Raw genomic sequence first — 19199 nt, 5'->3', positions numbered from 1 at the left:
GGGGGCCAGTGGCAAAGAGAGTATTCGTGCGTGGGTCGGGCATAGGGGGATGGCTGTCAGCACTGCTGGTGGCCGTGGTGGCAGCGGGCCTTGCCGGCTGCGCCTCCGTCTACAATCTGCCCGGCAATGTGCCGCTCGGTGCCGCGCTCGACGACAACAGCAGCGCCCGCGAAATCCCGCCTTATGAAGATGATCTGCTGCTCGCGCTGTCGTTCTCCGGCGGCGGCACGCGCGCCGCTGCGTTCTCGTTCGGCGTGCTGGAAGAACTCGACCGGGTGCGCTCCAGCGCCGCCGGCACCAAGACGCTGCTCGATCGCGTCGACTTCGTCTCCGGCGTCTCCGGCGGCTCGGTCACCGCCGCCTATTTCGGATTGAAGCGGCGTGCGGCGCTCGCCGATTTCCGCGAACGCTTCCTGCTGCGCAATGCCGAGGAGGGACTGAAGACCAAGATCTCGCTCGGTAATATCGGGCGGGCGCTGGGCGGCGGCGTCAACGACAGCCAGTTCACCGACTGGCTCGACCAGAACCTGTTCGACGGCGCGCGGTTCGAGGCATTGCCCGACGACCGCCGGCCGCGGGTGTGGATCAACGCCTCCGACATCTACAACCGCACGCCGTTCGTGTTCGGCAAGGCCTCGTTCGACGCGCTGTGCAGCGACATCCGCTCCTATCGTGTCGCCGAAGCGGTGGCGGCATCCGCCGCGGTGCCGCTGGCATTCGCCCCGATCGTGCTGCAAACTATCCCGGCGGCTGCGCCGCGCCGCTGCCGCCCTGGTACGATCGGGTGCGCAACGATCCGAACGCGCAACCGTTGCTGCGATCCTATGCCGAGGCCCAGGCCCGCTACCGCGACGGCTCGATGCGCTACGTCAAGCTGCTCGATGGCGGACTCGTCGACAATTACGGGCTGTCTGCGCTCAGCATCGGTCTGCTCGCCGCGCAGCGTCCTTACGAGCCGCTCGACGAGCGACAGGCGGCCAAGCTGAAGCGCATCCTGTTCCTGGTGGTCGATGCCGGCCGCGGCGTCTCCGGCGATTTCGTGCAGACGCTCGAAGGACCGAACGGCGTCGAGCTGGTGTCCGCGGCCGCCGACACCGCGATCGATTCCAGCGTGCGCTCGAGCTACGCCGCCTTCACGTCGCTCGCCGGCGACTGGTCGGGCAAGCTGAAGCGCTGGCGCTGCGGCCTGTCGGCGGCGGATCGGAGCCGGCTCGGCGTCGGCCCCGGCTGGAAGTGCGGCGACGTCGCGATCTATGTCGAGCGGCTCGGCTTCGACCGGCTGGGACCGGAACGCGCCGGGATCCTGAACGCCATCCCGACCCGGCTGTCGCTGCCGCCGGAGCAGGTCGATCAGCTGATCGCGGGCGGCGCGGACGCGCTGCGCTCGAGCAAGGCCTACCAGCAGTTCCGGCGCGGGCTCTGATCCGCGTTCATGCGCTGGCGCCGGGCCCCGAGGGACTGCAAGGGGGATAGGAAGCCGGCTTGACTGGCGCGGTTGGTTGCGCGAAGCCCAATCCATCCCAGATATCACTTATCCGGAAACCGAGATCCATGACCGCAGCTGCCGCCCCGCATAAACTGATCAAGAGCGCCACCGGCGATTGGGAGGTCGTGATCGGCATGGAAGTCCATGCCCAGGTCACCTCGAACTCAAAGCTGTTCTCCGGCGCGTCGACTGCGTTCGGCGGCGAGCCCAACTCCCATGTCTCGCTGGTCGATGCCGCGATGCCGGGCATGCTGCCTGTGATCAACGAGGAGTGTGTCCGCCAGGCGGTGCTCACCGGTCTCGGGCTGAATGCGAAGATCAACCTGCGCTCGGTGTTCGACCGCAAGAACTATTTCTATCCGGACTCGCCACAGGGCTACCAGATCAGCCAGTACAAGTCGCCGATCGTGGGCGAGGGCGAGGTATCGCTCGAGCTCGACGGCGGCCGCAGCGTCACCATCGGGATCGAGCGGCTGCATCTGGAACAGGACGCCGGCAAGTTGCTGCACGATCAGTCGCCGACGATGTCCTATGTCGACCTCAACCGGTGCGGCGTCGCGCTGATGGAGATCGTCTCCAAGCCCGACATCCGCGATGCCGAGCAGGCCAAGGCCTACGTCACCAAGCTGCGCTCGATCCTGCGCTACCTCGGCACGTGCGACGGCGACATGGAGAAGGGCAATCTGCGCGCCGACGTCAACGTCTCGGTGCGCCGCTACGGCGAGACCGCGTTCGGTACCCGCTGCGAAATCAAGAACATGAACTCGGTCAACTTCATCGGCCAGGCGATCGAGTACGAGGCGCGGCGTCAGATCGAGATCATCGAGGACGGCGGCACCATCGACCAGGAAACCCGGCTGTTCGATCCGAACAAGGGCGAGACGCGCTCGATGCGCTCCAAGGAAGAGGCGCACGACTACCGTTACTTCCCGGATCCCGATCTCCTGCCGCTTGAGTTCACCCGGTCCTTCGTCGACGGCCTCAAGGCGCAGCTGCCGGAACTGCCTGATCAGAAGCGGTCCCGTTTTATTACGGGCTTTGGCCTGTCGCCCTATGATGCGAGCGTGCTGGTCGCCGAGCGCGAGAGCGCGGAGTTCTACGAGACGGTGCTGTCGGGTCTTGCCGACAAGGCGCGCGACGGCAAGCTCGCCGCCAACTGGGTGATCAACGAGCTGTTCGGCCGGCTGAACAAGGAGAGCGTTGCGATCGCGGCCTCGCCGGTGTCGGCACAGCAGCTCGCCGCGATCGTCGATCTGATCGGCGAGGGAACGATTTCCGGCAAGATCGCCAAGGACTTGTTCGAGATCGTCTGGCAGGAGGGCGGCGATCCGCGCGCGCTCGTCGAGACGCGCGGCATGAAGCAGGTCACCGACCTCGGCGCGATCGAGAAGGTGGTCGACGACATCATCGCCGCCAATCCCGACAAGGTCGAGCAGGCCAAGGCGAAGCCGCAACTGGTCGGCTGGTTCGTCGGCCAGGTGATGAAGTCGTCGGGCGGCAAGGCGAACCCGCAGGCGGTCAACGACCTCTTGAAGTCGAAGCTCGGCATCTGACCGAACAGGACAATGATGTTGTCCTTGGCGCATGATCCAACCGGATCATGCTCTCGCGCGATCGCCTTTCGCCTCGTCGCGCGCGCGTGAACGCGGCGTGATCCCAGCTCACAGCCTCCCTCGACGGTCGCACTGACGCCCTCGGCGCCGAATCGGCGAAGCTGCGATTCGTTCGCGAAACCGGCTCGGATGACCGCAAACGAGGCAAAAGCCGTCTTTCCCACGAAAATTTTTTCGTTGCCAAAAATTACGACTCGGCGTCGGCCACGCGCCGCTTTTCGTCGCCGCCCGCGACTCAACGCAACGACGATCGCGCATCGATCGCTTCAATGCGAATTCAATGAAAGCCTACAATACAAGGCATTTCCCGCAACGTTGACAAATGCCGATGTCGACAGCTGTTGCACTTCTTGCATCGTCGCGCGAATGCGTCGTCGATTTGAACGGCGGCGCGCGCTGTGCGCACTGCCACCGCTGCGTCAACACTTCCTTAAGCGGGACACTGTTTTTTTCGATCTGTTGGTGTATTCGGGAAGTAGTGCATATCGATTCCCGAGTGCACGCAGCGAAGTAGAGCCATCTCACATACTGGAGGGCAACATGGCTAAGAAGGCAAAGAAGGCGAAGAAGGTTAAGAAGGCGAAGAGCGCAGTGAAGAAGACTGCGAAGAAGACCCGCAAGGTCGCCAAGAAGAAGTAAGCCTCTCGCCTTGAGAGGATTGCCGGCGGCTTGACGCCGGCACGTCGCGAGAGCCAGCGGACGGACTGCTGAGAGGCACATCCCACCCAAGGCTCTGGCTGACGAAAGAGGGTGTCGGCGAGACATCAGGTCAAACGGCTGGATCGAATTTCGGAGAGGGCAACCTTCCCAAAACCGGTCCGGCAGAAGAAACAGAGATTTCTTCGTTCGGTGCGGGACCGGCTTGGTTCCGCAATTTCACCGGCGAGAATGCCGACTGAAATCTGGTCCTGACGTGTTCGCCGACCCCCTCGTTCCGGCGGCCTGCGCAGTCCGCGCCCCGCCAACCATTTTCCCATTTCCAGTTCTGGACCGACGTCAGGCTTTACGGCCTCGCGTTGCATGTGTGCGTGCACCCGGCTGCGCGCCGTTCGGTGGATCGCTCGCGGTCGTGCTACCCGTCCGTCATTCTCGAGACTGACTGCGCGCCAGGGCCGTCGCGCGCCCGCGGGCCATTGTCCGCCATGGTTATCGTTGTCCGAAGCACCAGGGTAAACCGGCGTTCACGAATACGCAGAAGTGCCTGCGGCACAGGCACTTCTGCGATTTCGCCGGGCGCCCCCGGCGGCGCCGGTTTACATCCCGTTCATCGCGATACTTAAACCGCTCTTCAAATTTGATGGGCCATGATCATCCCAACAAGCCGGCAACCGGCGAGCGGTGATCCCTCGGGATCAGCGCGGGGCATGATCAAGAGATCAGCCCGGCGCATGATCCAAGGATCAGCGCGGGGATATCAGGGTAGTTGAACAGTGGACGGGGGCCGCGCTCGGGGGAGCGGCGGCCAACAAAAAAAGGGGAATGACGACAATGTTTCAGGGGGTCATCGATCAGGATAGCGCGGTCCCGGTTGCTGCGACTGCAATCCAGGACGTGCTGTTCGAGCGCGGCATGTATTGGGCGAGCGGCCGCTCCGGCGTGGTCAACCTCGTCGCGGCGCACAAATGGTTCAACCTGGCGGCGCTCAAGGGACGTACCGACGCGATCGCGCACCGCCGCGAAGTCGCCGAGCAGATGTCCGATGTCGAGATCGCGGCTGCCCAGCGCGAAGCCCGCGCCTGGATGACGACGCATTAGGTTTCGTTTGGCGCGCTTTCTCCCCGCGAACCGGTAACCGCTTCGCGCGAAAACGCTCAAGCTCAACAGCTGTCGAGCCGGGAGCCTCGGCTCCCCTCGCTCCATCTAGAACCAGTATCGCGCGGCGTAGATCACGGTCATCACCGCTCCGGCCACGATCACGAACTGCCGGACGATATTGGCGGGAAGAACCCGGATCAGGTGACCTCCCGCATAGCCGCCGGCCATGGCGCCGAGCAGCATCGCCGACGTCTCCGGCCACCACACCGCTCCCTGCACGATGAAGATCAATGTGGCGGCGAGCGACACGCAGGTCGCGAGCAGGTTCTTCAACGCCTTGATCGCCCTGATGTCGTTGGGCTCCGTGACCGACAGCACCGCGGTCAGGATGACGCCGAGCCCGGCGCCGAAGAACCCTCCATAGACACATGCCAGTCCCAGCACGGCCGCGCTCGCGCGGGTCGAGGGCAGGGTCGCGGTCTTCTGCTGCCCGATGGTCCGGCTCTGGATCTGCGGCGCGAAGGCAAACAACAGCGTCGCGAAGCCGATCAGGGCCGGCACCGGCAGCACGAATAGCCGCTCGGGAAGCAGCAGCAGGACGCCGGCGCCGATCGCGCCGCCGAGCGTCGAGACGAGGACGAAGCTGATCGTGCGCGGTGTCGGCGGCGGCAGCTTGCCGCGATCGGCGAGCGCTGCGATCAGATGCCCCGGCGAGATCGCCACCGCATTCGATGCGTTGGCGATGACGGCCGGCAAGCCCGCCGCGAGCATCGCCGGAAACGTGATCAGCGTCGCGCCGCCCGCCAGGGCGTTGATGATGCCTCCGGCGATACCGGCGGCGAGCAGCAGAAGACTTGTCTGGATATCCATGCGTCACCCAATTCGAGGGTGAGCAGGCTAGCGGGCGGAGCCGCGGTCCGTCTGGAACGTCTGTGACGCCGCTTCAGTCGCGCCAATAGACGCCCGGTGTCGTGCCAAAGGTGCGGCGGAACAGCCGGGTGAGGTGGCTCTGGTCGGAGAAGCCCGCATCGGCCGCAACCGCAGCGATCGGCTCGCCCGCGCGCAGCAACTGCCGGGCAAGATTGAGCCGGGCGAGCAGGCGGAACGCATGCGGCGCGACGCCGAGTTCGCGCCTCACCATGCGGCTGAACCCTTCGCGGCTTCGCCCGAAGCCTGCGGCAACCGCGCCGATCGGCTCGAGGCTCTGCGTCAGGGCGGCGCCGAGCCTGGACCGGTTGACGAGCCCGGCTGATGGAGACGGCGTGCGCGAAAGCATGTCGTCGGCGATCTCGAGGATGTGCTCGGGCGATATCTCGCCGACGCGCTGCCAGCGCGCTCCGATGCCGATGACCCGGAGTGACGAGCAGGCGCGGCTCGCCGGAACATAGGCGTTCAGGCAAACCGTCTCCTCGTCCGGCATCGGCAGCGGTGCGTGCAACATGCCCGCCGGGATGAGCGCCGCATGGCCGGCCGGTACCGTCACCGTTGCGCCATCGATGCGAAAGGCGCGTGACCCCGACAGCACCAGCACGATTTGGCTTTCATCATGGAAGTGCGGCCTGAGGCCGAGCGAGCCGGCGCCGCGCCACGAAGCCAGCTCGACGATGTCGTCACGATCTGCTCGCCGATAGTTCCAGGCATTGGTCATGGCGAAGCGGGGGTCGCGGGGGGTCTCGAACCGAGGAGGCGGTGATCCCCAAGCCTAGCACTGATGTCACCGACCGTCATGAGGCGTCACGGCCGTGCGATCGAGGCGATCGGCGAGGCCGTTCGCATCGTCGCGGCAGCGATCAAGGCGGCGACGATGTTGGCCGCGGCGCTGATCACCACCGGAATGAAATAGCTGTGGCTGATGTCGAACGCGAAGCCCGCGGCGCTCGGACCGAGCAGCGTCCCGAACGCGACGCTGGTGTAGAGGATGCCGATGATGCCGCCGACATTGCGGCCGCCGAAATGGTCGGTGACCACGGCGGGCAGGATCGCCACCCAGCCGCCATAGAACACGCCGAACAGCAGCGCGAACACCGTGAGCGACCAGAAGCTGCCGGCCATCGCCCAGATCGCCAGCGAGACCGCCATGCCGAGATACATCGCGATCAGGAACGCATCGCGGCCGACCCGGTCGGCGATGCCGCCCAGGAAGAAGCGGCCGGCGGTGCTGCCGACGCCGATCATCCCAAGCAGCAGCACGGCGAGTGCCGGCGCCACCCGATGATCAACCGCAAACGGCACCAGGTGCACGAACGGCACGAACACCCCGAACGCGCTGATCAGGCAGGCCGCATAGAGCCCGGCGAAGCGCGCGGTCTTGACCGCGCCGCGGATCGAGACGCCGTGACGAAGCGGCGCGCCGGAGACTGCCTCAAGCGGATCGCCGTCCGGTCCGGTGCCGTAGCGGCGCGGGTCGTCGGCGATCAGCAGCGATGCACCGATCCCGGCGACGGCGGCGACCACGCCCAGCACCACGTAGGCATCGCGCCAGCCGAGGCTCGTGATCAGCCAGGTCGCGAGCGGCGGCATCACCAGCGTCCCGACCCCGATCCCGCTGACCGCGAGGCCCGACGCAAAACCGCGCCGCTTGACGAACCAGCGCTGCACGGCGCCGAGCGTCGGGACATAGGCGCAGCCGACCCCGGCGCCGATCCCGATGCTATAGGCGGCATAGACCTGAAGGATGGTCTGCGCCTGTCCCGCCAGCACCATGCCGAGACCGACGAGGGCCATTCCGAGGACGGCGAGCCTGCGTGCGCCCCAGCGATCCGCAAGCGGACCGGAGACGATGCCGAGACCGAAATACAGGAAGCCCGCGAAGGAGAACACCAGCGACACCGAGCCGCGCGAGCGCCGAACTCCCGCTGCAGGGACTCGACAAAGGACGAGAACGTGTAGGCGCTGCCGAAGCCGATGAACGTCAGGACGAAAGCCGCTGCGACGACGACCCAGCCGTAGAACGGCTTTGCTCTTTGATAACCGGCGTGCATGACGGCGTTCCTCACGATCGTTCTCCCTTTGGTGTGCGACCGCCTGCCTTGGCGGGCGGATAGAGCAGCATCTGCGTGCAGCGAAACAGCGCGATGGTCTTGCCCGTCGCCTCGCTGCGGATCTCGGCATCCCAGACCTGGGTGGTGCGGCCGGCGTGAACGAGGTGCGCATCGCAGCTCACGACGCCTTCGCGCGCGGCGCCGATGAAGTTCGTCTTCAACTCTCCGGTGGCGAAGCCGATCGCGCCATCCGGCAAGGAGGCGAGGCAGCCGAAGCCGCATGCGGTGTCCGCCAACGCGACGATGCTTGCGCCATGCAGCAGGCCGTGCGGCGAGAAGTGCTTCGCGGCAATCTCGAAGCGGCCGCTGATGTGGCCGCGTCCGGCTTCGAGCCACCGGAAGTCGAGCAGTCCGGGCAGGCTGCCGACTTGCGATGCATTGATGCGATCGACGAGTTGGTTGGGATGGCCGTCTGCACCGGTCTCATGCAGAGCGAGTGTGTTTGGGGCCTCAATCATGTCCTGGTTCCATCAGTCCTGGCTTCATCAAGGAACCGAAAGCCGCTGGCGGGTGCCGGAACGAAAGATTAGATAATCTAATCTTCTTGGTTCGACTTTCTCTGCGTTGACGCGGCTTTCAGCATTAAGTTATGCTGATTGAGCGCCTAGGCCCTCGGATTGGCAAACCAGATTTGCTGCGCGACCGAGATTAGAAAATCTAAATCATGGAAAACCGGCTTCCGCCCCTGAACGCACTCAAGGCGTTCGAATCCGCGGCCCGCCATCTCTCGGTGAAGCTCGCGGCCGAGGAGCTATACGTGACGCCGGGCGCGGTCAGCCAGATGCTCAAGACGCTGGAGGCCCATCTCGGCGTCAAGCTGTTCGAGCGGGTGCCACGCGGCATCTATCTCACCGACGCCGGACGCGACTATCTGCCGTCGATCCGCAACGCGTTTCGCCAGATCGCGGAGGCATCGCGCCGCGTCGCTGCATCCGTTGATGTCGGCACGCTGACGGTCAGCGTCACGCCGTTCTTTGCGTCGGCCTGGCTGGTGCCGCGCATGGCGTCGTTTCAGAGCACGCATCCGGAGATCGACCTGCAGATCGTCACCAGCAACACGCTGGTCGATTTCTCGCGCAGCGGCATCGACGTCGCGGTGCGCCATGGCCTCGGCCGTTATCCGGGACTGCGCAGCGACCGCGTCGTCACCGTCGAGATGGTGGCCGTCGCATCGCCCTCGCTGGTCGCGCGTCTCGGGCGGCCGCCGTCTCCCGGCGATCTTGCGACCTGGCCGCAGGTGCATGACGCCGATCGCAAGGGCTGGAGCCTGTGGTTTCAGGCCAACGGGATTGCCGAGGTGCGCACGCCGCGCGGACCCTCGTTCGACGACAGCGGTCTGCTGCTGAAGGCCGTGCTGACCGGGCAGGGCGCTGGGCTGCTGCCGGCGGCGATGGTCGCCAACGAGATCGAGAGCGGCGAGCTGGTCCAGCTGCTGGCGACCGCACATCTGGAGGAGTTCGCCTACTATCTCGTGTGCCCCGACAACCGCCAGGGGCTGCCGAAGATCGCAGCATTCCGGGAGTGGATCCTGGGGCCGATGGCGCAGTCGGCGCTTGCGGAGCGCTAGCTCTTCGCCCCGATGCCCTACCGATAGAACGCGTTGGGCGGTACGCCAAAATGCCTGCGGAACATCGCGGTGAAGGCGCTCTGGCTGGCATAGCCGGCATCGAGCGCGACATCGACCACCCGCGCGCCGCGTGCGAGCCGTTCAAGCGCGAACAGCAGGCGCGCCTGCTGACGCCATTCGCCGAACGTCATGCCGGTTTCCCTGGCGAACAGACGGTGGATCGTCTTCGACGTCAACCTCAAGCGGCGTGCCCACTGCTCGGCGGTCGAGGCATCGTCCGGGCGGGCCAGCAGCGCCGCGCAGACCCGTGCGAGCCTTTGGTCGCGCGGCATCGGCAGGTGCAGTGGCAGCACGTCGACTTCGCGCAGCTGATCGAGCAGCACCCGCATCAGACGCTCGTCTGAAGTCCCGGGCGCATAGTCCAGCGGCACCCGCATCGCGGCGACGAACAATTCGCGCAGCAGCGGCGAGACCGTGAACACGCAACTGGTCTGCGGCAGGTTGGGCGCCACGGCCGCGTCGACGAACACGGTGCGGATCTTGACCGCGCCGCACATGCGGACCTCGTGCTCGAGATCGGCCACCAGCCACACCGCGCGATTGGGCGGCACCACCCAGGTGCCCTCGGCGCAGCGGACGATCATCACGCCCTCGATCGCGTAGAGCAGCTGGCCGCGCGGATGCGCATGCAGGCCGGTCGACGCGCCGCTCGGGTAGTCGATCTCCATCGCCGCCATCGGCCGGGCCGTGGCGTGATAGTCGAGGTGCCGTGTGATGAGCTCGTCCAACACGTCTTAATCTCGCATGTCCCAATCTCGCTAGGTGTGGTCATTCTAGCGTGAGACGGACCACGGCGCGACGGGTAGTTGCTGGAGCCTCCTTCACCAACGCTCCGTCAGGTCATGCTCAAGAAGAATGCCGCACTTCTCTATCCCTTCGTTGCCATCGTGCTGTGGGCGGGCAACGTCATCGTCTCCCGTCTGTCGGCGCACACCATCGGTCCGCAGGCGATCACCTTCTATCGTCTGTTGGTCGCGGTCCTCCTGATGTCTCCGTTCGTGGCGCGCGCCGCCTGGCACGATCGCGGCGCGATCTGGCCCCATCTCGGGCCGCTCGCGATCCTCGGCTTCCTGGCGATGTGCCTGTTCCAGAGCCTGTCGTATCTGGCGGCGGAGACCACGACTGCAACCAACATGGCTGTCTTCACCGCGCTGACGCCGCTCCTGACCGTCGGCCTCAGTGCAGCGCTGCTCGGCGAGCGGCCGACGCTCGGCATGATTTGCGGCGCTCCCCTGTCGTTTGCGGGCCTCGTCTATCTCGTCAGCGGCGGCGACTTGTCGTCGTTGCTGCAAAACGGCGTGCATGCGGGCGACGCCCTGATGCTGCTGGCCGCGATCGTCTACGCGCTGTACGGCGTGCTGCTGAAGCGCTGGAATCTGCCGATCACCGGCTGGCAGTCCACCTACATGCAGGCGCTGTGCGCGCTGGCCGTGATGTTTCCCGCCTTCCTTGCGACGCCGGCGCCGCTACGTCAGATCAACGCCGAGACGTGGCCGCTGATCGTCTATGCCGGCGCGCTGGCGTCGGTGGTGCTGCCGTTCCTGTGGATTCGCGGTGTCGCCCAGCTCGGTCCGAACCGCTGCGCGATTTTCATGAACCTGCTGCCAGTGCTGACCGCCGCGGCCGCGATCGTGATGCTGGGCGAGCCGGTGAGGTCATTCCATGTCATCGGCGGCGGCCTAGCGTTGCTCGGTGTCGCCTGCGCACAGGCGTTTCCCCGACCGCTGTTGCGAGCGGAGCGTGCTTGAGCGCGATGGAACGATTCTCCCGTCGATGTGACCGATCGTCACAGCAATGACTGATCGTGCCGGCCCAACTCACCGGTTCCAGACGCGGGAATGTTTCTAATCATTGCTGATTGATGTTCGATCACCGACGAATCGGCGTGCCCATAGCTCGCTTGGATGATGAGCTCTGCGTCGAGCGCGATCAAACTAAAGGATATCTAGCTTCTCACTTCGAGTCGTGAGGGTTTCCTGGTTTCATCGGTGGTCGTCTCGAGCGAGGCATGAACAAGAAGATCGCATATGGCACGCTTCTGGTTGGCGCGATCGTCCTGGTCTTGTTCGCGCACAAGATCAGAACCGCCGCGAATCTCCTGACGGAGACACTGCTGTTCAGCGGTCAACGCACGGCTATGATCATCAACCGCCTGGACGCGCAGGAGCAAACCGCGAGCAAGCAAGAGCAGATTGCAAGCAAGCAGGAGCAGGCTGCAGGCAGGCAAGAGCAAGCTGTGGGCAGACAGGAGCAAGCTGCAAGCAGGCAAGAGCAGGCTGTGGGCAGGCAGGAGCAGGCCGCGGGCAGGCTTGAGCAGACTGCAAGTCGGCAAGAACAGATTGCTAGCAAGCAGGAGCAGACCGCAGGCAAGCAGGGGGAGGCTGCAAACAGGCTGGAGCAGACTGCAAGTCAGCTCGAGGAGACCGCAAAGAGGCTACGGGCGGACCTTGGTGTGGCGATCGATCGGCAGAAGCGCGGTCGGCCCGCGCCCGATCTGCAGGGCAACTCAATTCGCGTTTCGCTGCTCAAGAGCGAAGATGGACCGATGACGCCGGTCTCCATGACGAAAATCTCAGCGCGAGAGTTTCTCATCGCCAATTATCGGGACGTTTATCTGTTTGACCAGGATCAGCGCACCGCGGTCCCGCTCGAGATCGACCTCGAGCTCCCCGTCTGGAATCCGACGGCCGTGTTCTACTCGGCCTTCTATGATCGGATCTTCATCGCGAACTACGCCGGAGGCGACATCATCGTCGCGCAGCTTGAGCATACCGCGACCGGTGCGAGGCTTCGGGTCACCGAGCGCATTGCGGATATCGGAATCAAGGGCGCGGAGGGAGTGGCGATTTCGCGAGGAGGTCGATTTATGGGCGTGGCGGACTACGACGGCAACGTGGTCTCCATGTTCGAACGAGTGGATGATAAATGGGTTCCGCGCTGGAAGCGGGATCTGCTGGCCTCTCACGGCATCACGATCATCGGAGAAGAGGTCTTCGCCTCGGGCCAGGGGAGCATCGTCAAGCTGTCAATTGAAACCGGGCAAGAGCTCGCCAGGATTGCGAATATCGGCACTGAATCGATTCAATTCGCCACTTGCATCAACGAAGACGAGAGCTCGGGCGATCTGATAGGTTCTGATCCAATGGCCGGCGTCGTTTTCACGATGACGAAGGGCCTTCAGTTGAAGGACATATACGGCGCGAACGGTCCGACGTTTGCCAATCTGTCGGCGCCGTTCTGCGCCTATCGGGACAAAGACGCAGCTTATGTCTTGTCAACTTACCAGGACAGGATCGTCGCCATCGGCAACGCGGCTACGACGTCTTTCGAGTTCGGGTTGCCGCGATGGAAATACATCGCTGATCAATCGAGGTTTCGATATCCCTTCGTTGCCTCGCACGGATCCGTCCGGTTCGATGCGCCGAGTTACCAGATGTTCGATAAGACGGTGCGTGCTGCCTATGGTGCGTTGGCGGCGAGCGATGGCACGCTGCTGATGATGCCTGGCCGCGGAGACCTGTTCGGCGGCGAGTGGCCGTTCTACGCGACCGGCATAGCCAGCGATCCAAATTGGCTTGTCATCGTCTCCAATTCATCACCTAATGCAATTCTCTATAACCGCAAGACGGGTGCGCTCGGAGGCGTCACGATTGGCGAGTGGGACTGCTGGGCGCAAGCGAGTGAAATCCTGTGTCCATCGCGGCGCTATTCGATCGGCGAACTCTCTGCTGCCGGCGGCATGCTGGATCAGGAGGAAGAGGCTAAGATGGCGGGAGGTTGGGTTGGAAGTGCGATCCCGCTCCTGAAGTACTGGGCGGAATGGACACCGGCTCGCCCGGCTAAGGCAAATCATTAGACATCGCTCGCACTGCCGGCTCGCAGGAGCTGCGCGTGATCACTCGCAGGCGATACCTTGCTGATCTCGTGGTTTTGATCCCGTGTGAAAGGTCGGACGAGAATAGGGTGCCGCGGTCCGCGATCACTTGTTCGCGGAAACGGAGTGATCGCCATGCGTGTTGCCTTGCGAATTTCGTTACCTATTTCCCTGGCCTTGATGCTACCCCTCGTGACCCTGTGCAGTGCGGCTGACGCCGCAACCGGGCATCACCGGCGCGTGCGACAGCACCTCATCTTCCATCCAAGCGAACAGGTCGTGCCGCCGGACCGCTACGTCTATCCAGGCTTCGGGCCGATCCCGCCGGGCGAGAACAGGAATCTCGATCCATCGACCCGCGGCAGCGGCTGACGTGGTCAGCGCTGCACCGACGCATCCAGCTGAAGGCCTGAGTGACCCGCCTCACATCGGTTGAGGAACAGTTCGACGAGAGTTCCGGCTAGGGCGATGCAATGGTGTGTCGGCCCAATGTGGAGGAGGGTAAATCATGCGTTCAATTACACTGAGCTTCGCCGTTGCAACTGCGATTGCTCTGTTCACGTTCGGTCAGTCGGCGTCTGCCGCCCCGATCGGGGCAGTCGTGAAGGCGTGCGACAGAACCGCAGGGTGCAACTACACCCTGAACAAGGCTGGAGACTTGTCGGGTTGCTCTTCGAAGGCCTGCTTCTACTGCCCCAATGACGGCAAGCGGCAGTGCATCGGGATCCAGTAAGGAAACAGGGGCCTGCTTGCAGCGGGCCCCTTCGTTTCCAAGACTCGGTGCCGCGGCCGGCGGAGATGGTGGAATACCTTCTCCGTCGAGCAGGACGCAGTCAAAGGATCGGCTATGCTGCGTCGGTGACCGGCATGTGCTGAGAACTCCCGGTGACACGCTGCTCGAGCGTGGCGATGGTCCCCTTGAGATTGGCGTACCGCTCATTGAGCGACCTTGCCAAAATCGGGTACCTGGCGTCCGAGCGGTCATGAATTCCCGCGCGCGCCTCTTCGGTCGCGATGTCGGTTTCGATCTGCCGGCAAGCGAGGACAAGATCGGACAGCATCTTGCTGATCGTCGACTCCCGTCCCGCGCGTCCGCGAACTGTCTCATAACGATGGTGCATGTTCATGTGCGTGCTCCGAATGTCTGAGTTCGGCACACCGGGAACAGCCGGCGCCGAACCATTGACGGATGCATCGCAAATAGCCTGCCAATCGCGGCCCCGTAACAATACGGTTGGGTCTGGCACGGGAGCCGCTGCCGGGTGGCGTCGGTCTGACGGGCCGTAGACTAGTCTTTCCGCCACGCCGGAATGCAGGCGCCGAGCGTGGCGCGCTTGTAGTCGCGGGCCGCATCCTGATCTCCGGTCTGCTCGGCAAACCTGACTGCGGCGTCCATGTCTTGCGCGGCGGACGCGCTGTCGCAGAACAGGCTGTGAATTTCAGCCCGGTATCGATAGGCCCTGTAGTTCATCGGGTTATAGGAGAGCGCCAGATTGTAGTTGTTCTGCTCCTCAGTGGCCACCTGGCGGGCCTCATCCGACTGGCTGTTGAAGTTGGCGAGGCGATTGAGCGACTGGAGTGATCCGAGCTCCATGTAACGCAGAGACATCGCGCCAAAACTTGCAGGCAGTGCTTCGTCCGACGATGAAGGTTGCTTCGCCGCGCTGTTCGCGCGTTCGATCTCGATCTTTTTGTACTTGATGGCGTTGTCGTAGTCCCGCAAGCTCTGGAACGTGCTCGATATCTCGCCGTTGATCGGCGCAAGGTAGGCGGTCGAGAGCCGTTGATCGCTCAGCAGGTTGAGGCACGCACGTATCTTTGCTTGCGCAGGCAACACATCGCGACATTCCTTGTCAACGACGCGCCACTCGTCCCGTGAATGCAGCTTTGGCGGCGTCTGCGCAGCAGGCAGGACGATCACCAGTGCGCAGCAGATCGCCAACCTGAGACTGCGAGTTCGGCCATCCATCTTGTTTCTTCGCCTTCAGCCCGATCTCGCTAGCCGGTGGCTTCTTCGTACAGGCTCCGTGACGATTTGATGCCAAATAATCGACTCGAGGGGAAGCCTGCTGCTTGCTACCTGGGCGTTACTCAAAGATGAGGCCGTCCGAGACTGGGAAAGACCGAACGGCCCCAGCCGGCCCGTAGGACCAAAATGGAAGAAATGGGCCGGCGCTCCAGCTACGGAGCTGCAGGGCTCGTGGTTTCACGGGCGACGTTCCCTGAAGGAAGCGGCCGCTTGCTACGAGCGCGCAGAGCCGTATTGACGACAGGTCGTCAATACAAACGCCGCCTTGCTGCATTGCCACTCGCTGCCAAGCGCAGCGCTGGAGACTTGCCGTGGAGCAGCAATGATCGCCAGCACAACAACCATGCAAGCCAGCGAAGTTGCGATGAGGAACCTGCCTGCCTTGGATGCGAAGCGCTGTCCCAGCAGCGGGCTCAAGTCGGCGGAGCGCCGAAGCTGGGCGTTACGCAAAACCTGGTCGAGATCCTGGAATTGAATGCCATCGTGGTGCTGCATGGCTTTACCCCGGAAATGTTCAGGTGAAAAACAGTGCGACGATGCTGGGCGCGATTTGTTGCGTGCTCGCTTCGCGGCGCCGGGAATGATGTTTCATTCACGCGGAGGTGACTGCCGGCTCACACCCGGCGGGCCGAAGCCCGCATATCTCCACGGAGATACTTGGACACCCTCGTTGGGCAGCCGGTTGTGTGGCTGGCGGAGAGGGAGGGATTCGAACCCTCGATACAGCTTGAGACCGTATGACGCTTTAGCAAAGCGTTGCCTTCAGCCACTCGGCCACCTCTCCGGTCGCGCCGATATGCCCGACTGGGCGCTGAGCCGCAAGCGGCAGATTCAGATTGCGACAAGGTGATTTAGGGGCAACTCGGCCGCCAGTCAGCCCGGAGCGGGCGCAGAGCCTCTATATAGAGCCGCGATTTGGCGGTGTAGGTCCGCCTGAGTGGAATAAATCGAAGACATAACAATGGGTTAGGTTGAATTTAGCGGAGCCTGCATGCTGCTGGTCGCAAGGCTGTTGAAAACCGGCCGCGCCGGCTCACTCCGCGCTGGTGCCGCGGTGCAGGTCGGCCTCGATCTGCAACCTGGTGCCGCCGCCGAAGCGGGCGCGGTAGACCTGCAGGTTCTCCATGATCCGCTGGACGTAGTTCCGCGTCTCCGAGAACGGAATCAGCTCGACCCAGTCGACCGCGTCGACCTTGGGGTCGCGCGGGTCGCCGTAGCGCTCGATCCACTTCTTCACGCTGCCGCGGCCGGCATTGTAGGCGGCGAAGGTCAGGATGTAGGAGCCGCGATAGTCCTCGAGCAGGCCGCCGAGCTCGGCCGCGCCGAGCATCGCATTGTAGACCGGGTCGGTCTTCATCCGGTTGAGGTCGAAGCCGATGCCGGCGCGCTTGCAGACATAGCGCCCGGCGTCGGGCGTCACCTGCATCAGGCCGTAGGCCTGCGCCGGCGACACCACGGCCGGATTGAACGCGCTTTCCTGGCGCGCGATCGCGTAGACGACGCTCTGTTCGACTTCCGGCCCGACCTGGCGGAACGACGGAATGCCATTCACCGGATAAGCATAGTGGTCGAACGGCAGCCCGCGGTTGAGCGCCGACTTGCCCATCAGCAGCATGCCGCGCGCATCGCCATGGCGTGCGGTGAGCTCGCCGAGACCGGCCAGCGCTTCCGGATCGCCATTATCGCCCATGTCGCCGAAGATCGGGATCGCGAGCTCGCGCGCGTCGATTTCATAGAGCAGTCCGACCGCACGCACGATTTCCAGCCGGTCGGCGCCGCGGCCGCGCGGCGCGCTGTTCAGCTCGATCTGCGGCAGGCCGAGTTTTGCGCGGGCGAGCTGGCCGTAATAGCTAGTGGATTGCTCGGCCGCGCGTGCATAGGCCGCGCGCGCCTCCTGGCCGCGGCCGGCGGCTTCCGCGGCGCGGCCCTGCCAATAGCCGGCACGCGCGAGCGCCGTCGGGTTGGTGCTGCCGACGCCGATCCGCGCGAAATGCTGGGAGGCGAGGGCGGGATCGTTGAGGAAGCGCAGCGCGATCCAGCCCGAGGTGAACTCCTGCTCGGTTTTGTAGATGTCGCGGGCCGGCAGCGCCGCGTCGCGCGCGATCAGATAGGCGGTACGAAACTCGTTGACGTCGATCATCTTGCGCGCCAGCAGGCGGCGCTCGACCCACCATTCGTCGGCATTGTAGAGCCGCGCGGGGTCCTTCGGCGCGCTCAGCATCAGCCGCGCGGCGTCCGTGAACTTCTCCTCGCGGCGGAGCAGCTGGATCTTGGCGAACAGATAGCCGGTGTCGCCGGTCAGTTCGCTCGGCACCGCTTCGAGCAGCGCGCGCAGGTTCGAGCCCTTGCGGTTGGCGGCGATGCGCGCCCTGGCGAGCGCCAGATAGCCGGAGCCGAGGCGCTTGGCCTCGCGGATGCCGGCTGCCTCGTTGTCGGTGCCGTAGAGCATCGTATCCATGCGCGCCTTGTGGTCGGCGGCGGTCAGGAACGAGCCGAACATTTCGAGCGCGGTGGTTTCGGTCTCCTCGCTCATCCCGTCATTGCGCCAGGCTTCGCGGACCAGGCGCTCGGCGTTGCCGCGGTCGCCGCGTCCGAGCATGACCTTGGCGAGTGCAAGCCGGCCCTTGGCCGAGACCGGCGATTCATTCTGGAACCAGGCCCAGACCGTCGAGTCGTCGCGATGGTCGTCCCATAGCGAGGCCTCGATGCGGCGGCGCAGGAAGGTCTGCGAGGGCCAACTCGGATTGGCATCGAGGAAGGCGCGGTAGCGCTCGACCGAGGAGCCATTGTCCTCGCTGCGCAGGATCAGCCATTCGGCAAGCTTGCGCGCCACCGGATCGGAGATCGAAGCCTCGGCCTCGGTCGCGTCGGAGGGCCTGCGCTTGCGCAACAGCTCGACGACGCTGGCGAGCGCTTCCTTGTCCGACTGCGACGTCGACGATGTCGCGGCCACCGCCGCAGGCAGCACCGGCTTGCGCGCGATCGGCGCGGCATGCTGGCGGGTTGCCGGAACCAGCGCGGGGGCTGCAGTGCGGGCGGGGGCCGGCTTGTTGGTCGGCAGACTTCCTGTTGCAGCAGGAGTGGCCGGCTTGGATGCTGTGGTCTTGGATGCTGTGGTCTTGGGCGCCGTGCTCTTGGACTCGGTGGTCTTCGGAGCCGCTGCCTTGTGAGTGTCGCTCTTGGAAGCCGTGGCCTTGGAAGCCGCGGCCTTGCCGCCGGTCTTGGCACCGTCGCTCTTGGCCGCGCCGGACTTGGAAGAAGTCGTCTTAGTGGTGTCCGTCTTGGCTGCGCCGTGCTTGGTTTCGCCCTTCTTGGCGTCGCCGGTCTTGGGTGCAGCCGCCTTGGAAGCCGTGGTCTTCGGCGCTGTGGTCTTTGAAGCTGTGTCTTGCGCAGCCGGCTTTGCGGCTGGAGCATCCTCGGCGGCCCGGGCATCGGGCGTGATGGAGGCAAGGCCGATCATGAGCGCCAGGCTCGTCGCCAGCGCCGTCAACCGCAATGTGCCTGCGCGAACGGAACGGATCACAGAAGTCCTCTGCGGCCCCGAATCATCTGGTCGTTTGGGCCATGGGTTCTTATTTGATTGAAAACGTAGACAAAATACTAAGAAGCCTGCCGGTGCGGCTGTTTGCGCCAGCACAACGGCAAAATCGCGGCTGGAAGCGGTTTCGCGCGCCGCGGATTACCGTTGGGAATAGGTACGGTACGGCCCTTTCGCCTGTCGGCCAGACCCGATATGAATTGCCTTTCATGGCGTTTCGCATCAACCGGGTGCCG

15 protein-coding genes, 1 tRNA gene and 1 pseudogene are annotated in these 19199 nt (G+C 64.3%); 8 read left to right on the top strand and 9 right to left on the bottom strand.

The window, feature by feature from the left end:
• The first annotated feature begins 62 nt into the window (after window positions 1-62).
• The 3 genes and pseudogenes from ALC15_RS12310 (at window position 63) to ALC15_RS12300 (ending at window position 4854) form a co-directional block, all read left to right on the top strand.
• Window positions 63-1423: pseudogene (locus ALC15_RS12310) on the top strand (patatin-like phospholipase family protein).
• A 128-nt stretch (window positions 1424-1551) separates the two neighbouring features.
• Window positions 1552-3039: an Asp-tRNA(Asn)/Glu-tRNA(Gln) amidotransferase subunit GatB gene (gene gatB / locus ALC15_RS12305; RefSeq protein WP_050627437.1), complete on the top strand. Its 1488-nt coding sequence runs from the start codon at window positions 1552-1554 to the stop codon at window positions 3037-3039.
• Between the two features lie 1548 nt (window positions 3040-4587).
• On the top strand, window positions 4588-4854 hold the full coding sequence (locus ALC15_RS12300) for a hypothetical protein (protein WP_050627436.1): 267 nt from the start codon (window positions 4588-4590) through the stop codon (window positions 4852-4854).
• A gap of 105 nt (window positions 4855-4959) precedes the next feature.
• On the opposite strand, the gene ALC15_RS12295 is transcribed toward ALC15_RS12300, so the two are convergent.
• From ALC15_RS12295 to ALC15_RS12280, 4 genes are all read right to left on the bottom strand, one after another.
• The gene (locus ALC15_RS12295; protein ID WP_050627435.1) at window positions 4960-5724 is read right to left on the bottom strand and encodes a sulfite exporter TauE/SafE family protein; all 765 of its coding nucleotides are present in this window, start codon (window positions 5722-5724) and stop codon (window positions 4960-4962) included.
• 73 nt (window positions 5725-5797) lie between these two features.
• Complete coding sequence (locus ALC15_RS12290) at window positions 5798-6502, bottom strand: AraC family transcriptional regulator (RefSeq protein ID WP_050627434.1); 705 nt, start codon at window positions 6500-6502, stop codon at window positions 5798-5800.
• Between the two features lie 86 nt (window positions 6503-6588).
• A complete protein-coding gene (locus ALC15_RS12285) occupies window positions 6589-7674 on the bottom strand; it encodes an MFS transporter (RefSeq protein ID WP_347336285.1) in 1086 nt (361 codons plus the stop codon).
• Window positions 7675-7846: 172 nt separating this feature from the next.
• Window positions 7847-8353 (bottom strand): PaaI family thioesterase, encoded by a 507-nt coding sequence (locus ALC15_RS12280; protein WP_050627433.1) that lies wholly within the window; start codon window positions 8351-8353, stop codon window positions 7847-7849.
• A gap of 206 nt (window positions 8354-8559) precedes the next feature.
• Between ALC15_RS12280 and gcvA the strand changes: the two genes are divergently transcribed.
• Window positions 8560-9462: a transcriptional regulator GcvA gene (gene gcvA, locus ALC15_RS12275; protein WP_050627432.1), complete on the top strand. Its 903-nt coding sequence runs from the start codon at window positions 8560-8562 to the stop codon at window positions 9460-9462.
• A gap of 17 nt (window positions 9463-9479) precedes the next feature.
• Here gcvA and ALC15_RS12270 read toward each other — a convergent pair whose 3' ends face one another.
• Window positions 9480-10253, bottom strand: coding sequence for an AraC family transcriptional regulator (locus ALC15_RS12270; protein ID WP_244486040.1), 774 nt, complete (start codon window positions 10251-10253; stop codon window positions 9480-9482).
• A 111-nt stretch (window positions 10254-10364) separates the two neighbouring features.
• On the opposite strand from ALC15_RS12270, the gene ALC15_RS12265 reads away from it, so the two are divergent.
• From ALC15_RS12265 to ALC15_RS47175, 3 genes are all read left to right on the top strand, one after another.
• Window positions 10365-11270 carry a DMT family transporter gene (locus ALC15_RS12265; RefSeq protein ID WP_050627431.1) on the top strand — a complete coding sequence of 302 codons (906 nt, stop codon included), beginning with the start codon at window positions 10365-10367 and terminating at the stop codon, window positions 11268-11270.
• A gap of 260 nt (window positions 11271-11530) precedes the next feature.
• Window positions 11531-13378, top strand: a complete 1848-nt coding sequence (locus ALC15_RS12260; RefSeq protein WP_050627430.1) for a YncE family protein — start codon at window positions 11531-11533, stop codon at window positions 13376-13378.
• A gap of 258 nt (window positions 13379-13636) precedes the next feature.
• Complete coding sequence (locus ALC15_RS47175) at window positions 13637-13768, top strand: hypothetical protein (RefSeq protein ID WP_283806266.1); 132 nt, start codon at window positions 13637-13639, stop codon at window positions 13766-13768.
• Between the two features lie 473 nt (window positions 13769-14241).
• On the opposite strand, the gene ALC15_RS12245 is transcribed toward ALC15_RS47175, so the two are convergent.
• A complete protein-coding gene (locus ALC15_RS12245) occupies window positions 14242-14523 on the bottom strand; it encodes a hypothetical protein (protein WP_050627428.1) in 282 nt (93 codons plus the stop codon).
• 161 nt (window positions 14524-14684) lie between these two features.
• Window positions 14685-15317, bottom strand: coding sequence for a hypothetical protein (locus tag ALC15_RS12240; RefSeq protein WP_244486039.1), 633 nt, complete (start codon window positions 15315-15317; stop codon window positions 14685-14687).
• A gap of 234 nt (window positions 15318-15551) precedes the next feature.
• Between ALC15_RS12240 and ALC15_RS43325 the strand changes: the two genes are divergently transcribed.
• A complete protein-coding gene (locus ALC15_RS43325; protein ID WP_128089505.1) occupies window positions 15552-15947 on the top strand; it encodes a hypothetical protein in 396 nt (131 codons plus the stop codon).
• A gap of 169 nt (window positions 15948-16116) precedes the next feature.
• Here ALC15_RS43325 and ALC15_RS12230 read toward each other — a convergent pair.
• Window positions 16117-16209 (bottom strand) — tRNA-Ser (locus ALC15_RS12230).
• Between the two features lie 249 nt (window positions 16210-16458).
• The gene (locus tag ALC15_RS12225; protein WP_050627485.1) at window positions 16459-18885 is read right to left on the bottom strand and encodes a transglycosylase SLT domain-containing protein; all 2427 of its coding nucleotides are present in this window, start codon (window positions 18883-18885) and stop codon (window positions 16459-16461) included.
• Window positions 18886-19199: the final 314 nt, after the last annotated feature.

Source organism: Bradyrhizobium viridifuturi, from assembly GCF_001238275.1.
GTDB classification, from domain to species: domain Bacteria; phylum Pseudomonadota; class Alphaproteobacteria; order Rhizobiales; family Xanthobacteraceae; genus Bradyrhizobium; species Bradyrhizobium viridifuturi.
This window is presented reverse-complemented; position numbering and strand designations above follow the sequence as displayed.

Coding starts and splice junctions, on each gene's coding strand:
- ALC15_RS43325 (WP_128089505.1), top strand. CDS start 15,552: ATGGAAGAAATGGGCCGGCGCTCCAGCTACGGAGCTGCAGGGCTCGTG.
- ALC15_RS12280 (WP_050627433.1), bottom strand. CDS start 8,353: ATGATTGAGGCCCCAAACACACTCGCTCTGCATGAGACCGGTGCAGAC.
- ALC15_RS12265 (WP_050627431.1), top strand. CDS start 10,365: ATGCTCAAGAAGAATGCCGCACTTCTCTATCCCTTCGTTGCCATCGTG.
- gcvA (WP_050627432.1), top strand. CDS start 8,560: ATGGAAAACCGGCTTCCGCCCCTGAACGCACTCAAGGCGTTCGAATCC.
- ALC15_RS12295 (WP_050627435.1), bottom strand. CDS start 5,724: ATGGATATCCAGACAAGTCTTCTGCTGCTCGCCGCCGGTATCGCCGGA.
- ALC15_RS12225 (WP_050627485.1), bottom strand. CDS start 18,885: ATGATCGGCCTTGCCTCCATCACGCCCGATGCCCGGGCCGCCGAGGAT.
- ALC15_RS12290 (WP_050627434.1), bottom strand. CDS start 6,502: ATGACCAATGCCTGGAACTATCGGCGAGCAGATCGTGACGACATCGTC.
- ALC15_RS12260 (WP_050627430.1), top strand. CDS start 11,531: ATGAACAAGAAGATCGCATATGGCACGCTTCTGGTTGGCGCGATCGTC.
- ALC15_RS12300 (WP_050627436.1), top strand. CDS start 4,588: ATGTTTCAGGGGGTCATCGATCAGGATAGCGCGGTCCCGGTTGCTGCG.
- gatB (WP_050627437.1), top strand. CDS start 1,552: ATGACCGCAGCTGCCGCCCCGCATAAACTGATCAAGAGCGCCACCGGC.
- ALC15_RS12245 (WP_050627428.1), bottom strand. CDS start 14,523: ATGAACATGCACCATCGTTATGAGACAGTTCGCGGACGCGCGGGACGG.